8 protein-coding genes and 2 pseudogenes are annotated in these 5,531 nt (G+C 36.8%); 5 read left to right on the forward strand and 5 right to left on the reverse strand.

The window, feature by feature from the left end:
* The 3 genes and pseudogenes from ACFIMI_RS09330 to ACFIMI_RS09340 form a co-directional block, all read right to left on the reverse strand.
* Positions 1 to 498: hypothetical protein (locus ACFIMI_RS09330; protein ID WP_375689287.1), on the reverse strand; the 498-nt coding region annotated here is incomplete at its 3' end.
* A pseudogene (locus ACFIMI_RS09335) lies at positions 440 to 1,499 on the reverse strand (hypothetical protein). The pseudogene ACFIMI_RS09335 and the gene ACFIMI_RS09330, both read right to left, overlap by 59 nt.
* Positions 1,489 to 1,968, reverse strand: a complete 480-nt coding sequence (locus ACFIMI_RS09340) for a crossover junction endodeoxyribonuclease RuvC (protein WP_375613833.1) — start codon at positions 1,966 to 1,968, stop codon at positions 1,489 to 1,491. The pseudogene ACFIMI_RS09335 and the gene ACFIMI_RS09340 overlap by 11 nt, the downstream one beginning before the upstream one ends.
* 29 nt (positions 1,969 to 1,997) lie before the next feature.
* On the opposite strand from ACFIMI_RS09340, the gene ACFIMI_RS09345 reads away from it, so the two are divergent.
* A complete protein-coding gene (locus ACFIMI_RS09345; protein ID WP_375692506.1) occupies positions 1,998 to 2,873 on the forward strand; it encodes a hypothetical protein in 876 nt (291 codons plus the stop codon).
* On the opposite strand, the gene ACFIMI_RS09350 is transcribed toward ACFIMI_RS09345, so the two are convergent.
* Positions 2,870 to 3,361, reverse strand: a complete 492-nt coding sequence (locus ACFIMI_RS09350; protein ID WP_375692507.1) for a hypothetical protein — start codon at positions 3,359 to 3,361, stop codon at positions 2,870 to 2,872. The two genes, ACFIMI_RS09345 and ACFIMI_RS09350, sit on opposite strands and share 4 nt — an antisense overlap.
* A pseudogene (locus tag ACFIMI_RS09355) lies at positions 3,330 to 3,581 on the reverse strand (helix-turn-helix transcriptional regulator). The gene ACFIMI_RS09350 and the pseudogene ACFIMI_RS09355 overlap by 32 nt, the downstream one beginning before the upstream one ends.
* A 109-nt stretch (positions 3,582 to 3,690) precedes the next feature.
* On the opposite strand from ACFIMI_RS09355, the gene ACFIMI_RS09360 reads away from it, so the two are divergent.
* The 4 genes from ACFIMI_RS09360 to ACFIMI_RS09375 all read left to right on the forward strand — a co-directional run.
* A complete protein-coding gene (locus ACFIMI_RS09360) occupies positions 3,691 to 4,308 on the forward strand; it encodes a helix-turn-helix transcriptional regulator (protein WP_375613830.1) in 618 nt (205 codons plus the stop codon).
* Between the two features lie 156 nt (positions 4,309 to 4,464).
* The gene (locus tag ACFIMI_RS09365) at positions 4,465 to 4,839 is read left to right on the forward strand and encodes a hypothetical protein (protein ID WP_375613829.1); all 375 of its coding nucleotides are present in this window, start codon (positions 4,465 to 4,467) and stop codon (positions 4,837 to 4,839) included.
* A 65-nt stretch (positions 4,840 to 4,904) separates the two neighbouring features.
* On the forward strand, positions 4,905 to 5,339 hold the full coding sequence (locus ACFIMI_RS09370) for an antA/AntB antirepressor family protein (protein WP_375613828.1): 435 nt from the start codon (positions 4,905 to 4,907) through the stop codon (positions 5,337 to 5,339).
* The coding region (locus tag ACFIMI_RS09375) for a Rha family transcriptional regulator (protein ID WP_375692508.1) at positions 5,332 to 5,531 on the forward strand (200 nt) is incomplete at its 3' end. The genes ACFIMI_RS09370 and ACFIMI_RS09375, both read left to right, overlap by 8 nt.

A 5,531-nucleotide genomic window follows, 5' to 3' on the forward strand; every position in this document is an offset into this window, starting at 1 on the left:
CTGTGGACCAAAGCGTTTCATTATCCCACCAATGCCATTTAAAGTCTCTTCAAGCTCTTGCTTGTGAACAAGCGTTATAGGTGTTGAATGCTCTTTCTCTGCTTGTTCTTTCAACTCCTTTTCACGGAATCTCAAAACAGCATTGCGTACAAAATTGGCTTTTCTCAAAAGACTGTTTTCTAAATCTCGACACAACCTGACAAGTTCTCGTGTGCTCGGAAAAAACGTATCGGATAAACAATTTATTTCATCACATAAAATCCGTTTGACCACTGTCATCAGTGACCATGCAGAGACATTTTCCAAAACCATTCCATAGGTCAACGCCATTCCCTCATGGTCTGATTGTTGTGCTATTTTCAAACCACACGACAGCATGCGAATAGCTTTTGCTATATCCTCTTTACCTGCTTTCACGGCGAAGAGCTCTTGCAATTGATCACCAGCCTCTAAAGCAATCGATTCCTGCTGTTTCGTTAATTGGCTGCCATCCTTCAAAACAAACGGACCGCTCGGAGGTATCATCGCATGAATGTGTTTCAAAATACCCTCGATTTCCGATATCAAGGAGACTGTCTGCGATACGCTCCCCAATGCTTTTTTGCTTTTGAGTGTAATTTCCATTGTTTCCACCATTGTTGTTCGTGTTTTTTGTTTTTTCTAAAACCTCGATAGCCTTTCGTACCCAGTTACGCCATGTTGCTTGCCAATCGGTTTTGGTTGCATTTGCTCCGGCTTTTGAACGCCAATAATCTCGAAATTTTGCGATTTCGACTTTCACGCGCTCTGGAGGCAAGCCCTCTTCGATTGCAAAATCGTAATCGGGTTCAAAATCCTCTGGCAATCGACAACCGCGATTAGCTTGCGCTCGTTTTGCTTTTTTGGGAACGTTCTCTTGCTCGTGAATGGGAGGTTGGTTGTCTGATGAGGTTTCGATTTGCTCTGATGTGGTCTCAACAACAGCAACCTCTGTTGGCTCGTCAACCTGTTCGTTTGTTTCTAAACTTTCAGAACCAATTTCTTTTTTTGCTAAAACGATAGTTTTAGTTTTTTTATTATATATGTTATTGTCTATGTTAATGTGTTTCATCATGATGTCATCATGACCTCGTGATGACATCATCATGGTCTTTTGATGAGTCATCTTTATGTTTTTTTCTCTTAGTATTCGCAGCTTTTATAGCTTTTTCTGAAAGTTTATTTAAATTCTCATTGCAATTTTTTAATTCTTCTTCAACATCGAGATTCCATAAACGACCATCTGCTAAACGAATAATATATCCTTCTTCTAGCAAAACATTCAAAGCTGTCTCAAATTTCTTTACTGAATAACCAATGTAATGAGACAAAACTTTAATGTTACAAAAAAGAGGTTCACCAGTACGAAGCATGCGAAACCGCAATCTCATATAGATATTACCTTCTACAGGAGGTAAATAATCGACGACCACCGCCCATTTATCGGCAAACAGTCTCGTCCATGGTATTTTACTGGACATGTATATCCCCTTCTTTCGTTAAATATAAAATTGCCAAAGCATCTGCTTCATTATCATCACAAGGCGTGTGACCTTTTGCACGCATTGCCTTAATCATTTCTTCTTTTGAAGCATTTCCTTTGCCTGTCGTTGCTTTCTTAATGGTAGCAACAGGAATGCCTTCATATGGTATCTGATGATGTTCACACCACGCTGTTAAGGTTGCTAGAAAGCCTCCGTAAATATGAGAAGCGTCTGTACCCACATGCCGGCGCACCTCTTCAAAATATACCGCGTCAATTTCATCAACAGATCTCTTTAGTTCAGTAAGCCACCGTTTAAAGCGTAAATAACGCATACCACCGCCTTCAAAACGGCGTGATTGAAAATCTTCTGTATCGCTTGTTATGTGACCATCCGCACCGCATATTGCCCAGCCTGTCTTGGTCCCTAGATCAAGACATAAAATGGTTTGTGCGTTAGTGGTCATAATCCCCCCTTAAGGCTCTACGTATTTATATGTGTGTTATGACAGAACGTGTTGTGATTGCTTGTCTTGAAAAAATGTTTATGAAAAAGTACCCTCCCAGCGATTCTAAAAAAGTGGGGGGAGTTATGATACAAGAATGGATAAAGATATTTCTTACAGGTTTCCTGTCATTTATCGGATCTCTTTCAGTAGCGCTTATTTTAAGAAATAAAGACCATAAAGAAGCCGCTAAAATCCGCAAAGATGATTTAGAAACAGCTGCAAAAAAACGAGAAGAAGATAGAGAATGGATAAGCAAGCAATTTGCAGAAAGCCAAGAACAGACGATAGTCCTTAAAGAGCAAGCAATATCGACAAAAGATCTTGCCAAATGGTCAGAAGAACATATTAAAATGTTGTTAGATAACAAAAGAGTAGAGGATTTAGGAACGCCACCTTCTATATATATAACTGGACCCCACTTGCCAACAAAAGGCAAGTGGACGCTTCTTTGTTTAAAGATAAAAAACAATGCACAAACTGTCATCCACGTTTTAAATATAAAGCTAAAAGATGGTTCTCGCTTTATTCTTGGATATGGCATTAGATACAAACCGGAAATAAGATTGCGGCAAATGCAATCACCATATGTTAATCCTGATGCCAGACCAACGTCACACACAATATCATCCGGATACTGTGAGAAAGCAAAGGATTTTCGAACGGGACAAGAAATCGATGTTAATATTTCTATAGCTCCCTCAGAAGATAAGTACACAGGAATCCTTATTTTTGTAGCTGCGCGTGAAGAAGATATAAAAGCCCAAGTTACTTTAATCATTACTCATACATCCCCATTGAAACCAGAAACAACAATGACTGTAACGACACAAACCGACCTCATAGACTTTAAAAAATTGGATTAACTCAGATTCAGACACACACTGCATGCATCATCTATTAATTCAATTTCTTCTTTTCTTTTTTCGATGAGTTTATCCCTTAAGAAATCAAGCTTACTTTTGACTAAGGCTGTAAACAAGATCAGCTCATTTAAGCGATAAAAAGATGACAACTCTTGAGAAAAATAATTATCAAACCAAGTTGTAAAAGCTTGCGTAAACACAGATAAAAACCATTGATTAAAATCATCGTACGGAAATAACGGAAAATATTTTCTATCATCACGCGCAAAGATACTATGCAGCATATAGACAAGAAAACCTGTTGATGAGGGATCTATCCTTATTTCAAAACATGCATCTTCAGGCGAACGGAGACCATAATATATGGTTTCCTGTCCAATCTTATTAACAAGATCAATCAACTGGACTTTGCTTATAGTGATCTGTAGGACATCTATCATCTCTGATCTTTCTTCTTTAAGAATGTGAATGATGCTGTTGATGTTCATTCTTTTCTGTGGGAGAAGTAGTAAAAGCAGGCATAGGGCTAGAACTATCCTTCAACTTTTGCAGCTTGAGATAATTTATTACGGAGATAGATCCTCTTTTTTCCCACTTGCAAACAGCTGCTTGAGTTACACCAAGCATTTTCGCCATTTCTGATTGTGTTCAATTAAATTTGCCCCGTATTGACTTAGTCAAATTCTTAAAATCTTCTCGTTGATCCATTTACAAGCTCCAATTACAGCTTTGTCTTATTTTATTCATATAATTATAGTTATATAAAGTCAATGAAAATTATCTTTATCAACGATAAAAAAATAAGGTAAGCAGAAGTATGAGTAATAAATCTAATATCATAAGCACATTAAAAAAGATTTTGACCGAGTTTAACTTAACGCAAGAAGATGTAGCCAAACGGCTAAACGTAACACAAGCTTCAGTGTCTAAGTGGTTAAAAGATTCTGATCCACGCGGCTCTAATCGAGATGCCATTTTAGAATTATATAAAGAACTAAAAGGGGATAATCACTTCACAACTTTTGTTCCTCTTATGGGGTATATTGGAACAGGAACACAGATAGATCCAAGTTTTGAACAAATCCCTGAAGATGGTCTTGAACAAGTAGAAATTCCTTTTGCTTTACCTGATGATATGGTTGCTTTTGAAGTTAAAGGAGATTCTATGATTCCAGCCTATAAAGATGGAGATATGGTTATCGTAAGACGGCGCCAAATTAAAACAATAGAATCCTTTTTTGGCAAAGAAGCCGTTATTTTAACACATGATAATAAAAGATATATAAAGCAGATTAGCAGGGGAATGAATGGTGAAATAGATCTGCTTTCTTGGAATGCCTTGCCTATTAAGAATGTTAAAATTGTGTGGGTTGGAGAGATATTTGCTATTTTGCCAATAAGTTCTTACAGCAAGATGATTCGGACTTATCGCTAATTATCCTCCCCTCTTATTCAGCAAGATATTATAATATTTTTTATAAAAATATAACTTTTTATAATTTTTTGCTTGCTATTTTATAATTATAGTTATATAAGTAATTATATAAACCACGCACAAACAATCGCCAAGAGGCGTTAGGGAGGAAAAATTATGGATAAGCCAATTCTTATAAATTCCAATGAAATTTTATTAGTTGCCTACGATAAAGATCAACACATTGCAGAGTCTGGACCACTTGATGCAAGCCAAATTCTAAGCATTGTTGATGAGGTAGATGATGCAATCCAAATCTTTCGCATCAATCCTTCTGAGAATAATTGTGAAGATATCTCTGAAGAGATTGCAGAAGCATATGTAAAAGAAAATATCGAACATCTCCATGAGGATAGTGAGGTTCATGACTTTGTACGCGAAAGTGATGTTTACCAAGAACTTTTAGACGAGATCGCAGACGAAAAATATAATGATGAGATTTACGGTACTTACGAACAACAACACCGTTTGCGTCCTTGTGATGTGCTTTAAATTCTGAAGGGCGCATTTAAAAGCGCCCCCTTTCATTCATCAATCCCATCAACATGAGGTTCGTAATGGAAAAGCTTCTTGCTACTCAATACAATATTATCCAGCATCAAAAGGTTCAAACTATTAGCGCTCGTGATTTATATACCTTTTTAGAGGTAAAAACCGAGTTTAGAAAGTGGATAACAAACTGTATTAAAGAACTTAGCTTTAGAGAAGATGTCGACTTTGTACTTTCTACTAAAGAATTATCAAACTCCTCACGTGGAAATCCTTTTAAAGATTATGCTCTCACTTTAGACACAGCAAAACACATTGCCATTTGTGAACCTGGTCTCAAAGGTAAACAAGTGCGTGAATATTTTCTGAAATGCGAAAAAAAAGTAAATTCAAAAATCGATTATTCAAATCCTGAAACATTAGAAGATTTCTTAAGACATCTAAGACAGCAAATCAAGCACAATGACAATGTTGTCACAACGAATGGAGTGAAGCATGCATAATTTTATCACAACATCTGAAAGAAATTTTCAAAATACAACAGTTCAAACGATGTCTAGTCGTGAAATTGCAGAGTTATGCGGTAAGCAACATGCGCATATTATGCGTGATATTCGACAAATGTTAGGAGAATTATATCCTGAAGGGGGTCAATCCAAATTTGGATCCACCTATTTAGATAAACAGGGTAAGCC

The sequence above is a fragment of the Bartonella sp. AP4SXKL genome (assembly GCF_042195845.1).
Taxonomy (GTDB): domain Bacteria; phylum Pseudomonadota; class Alphaproteobacteria; order Rhizobiales; family Rhizobiaceae; genus Bartonella.

What these genes read in the sequence shown, in the direction of transcription:
- ACFIMI_RS09340 (WP_375613833.1), bottom strand. Translation starts at nt 1,968, where the DNA reads ATGACCACTAACGCACAAACCATTTTATGTCTTGATCTAGGGACCAAG.
- ACFIMI_RS09345 (WP_375692506.1), top strand. Translation starts at nt 1,998, where the DNA reads ATGTGTGTTATGACAGAACGTGTTGTGATTGCTTGTCTTGAAAAAATG.
- ACFIMI_RS09350 (WP_375692507.1), bottom strand. Translation starts at nt 3,361, where the DNA reads ATGAACATCAACAGCATCATTCACATTCTTAAAGAAGAAAGATCAGAG.
- ACFIMI_RS09360 (WP_375613830.1), top strand. Translation starts at nt 3,691, where the DNA reads ATGAGTAATAAATCTAATATCATAAGCACATTAAAAAAGATTTTGACC.
- ACFIMI_RS09365 (WP_375613829.1), top strand. Translation starts at nt 4,465, where the DNA reads ATGGATAAGCCAATTCTTATAAATTCCAATGAAATTTTATTAGTTGCC.
- ACFIMI_RS09370 (WP_375613828.1), top strand. Translation starts at nt 4,905, where the DNA reads ATGGAAAAGCTTCTTGCTACTCAATACAATATTATCCAGCATCAAAAG.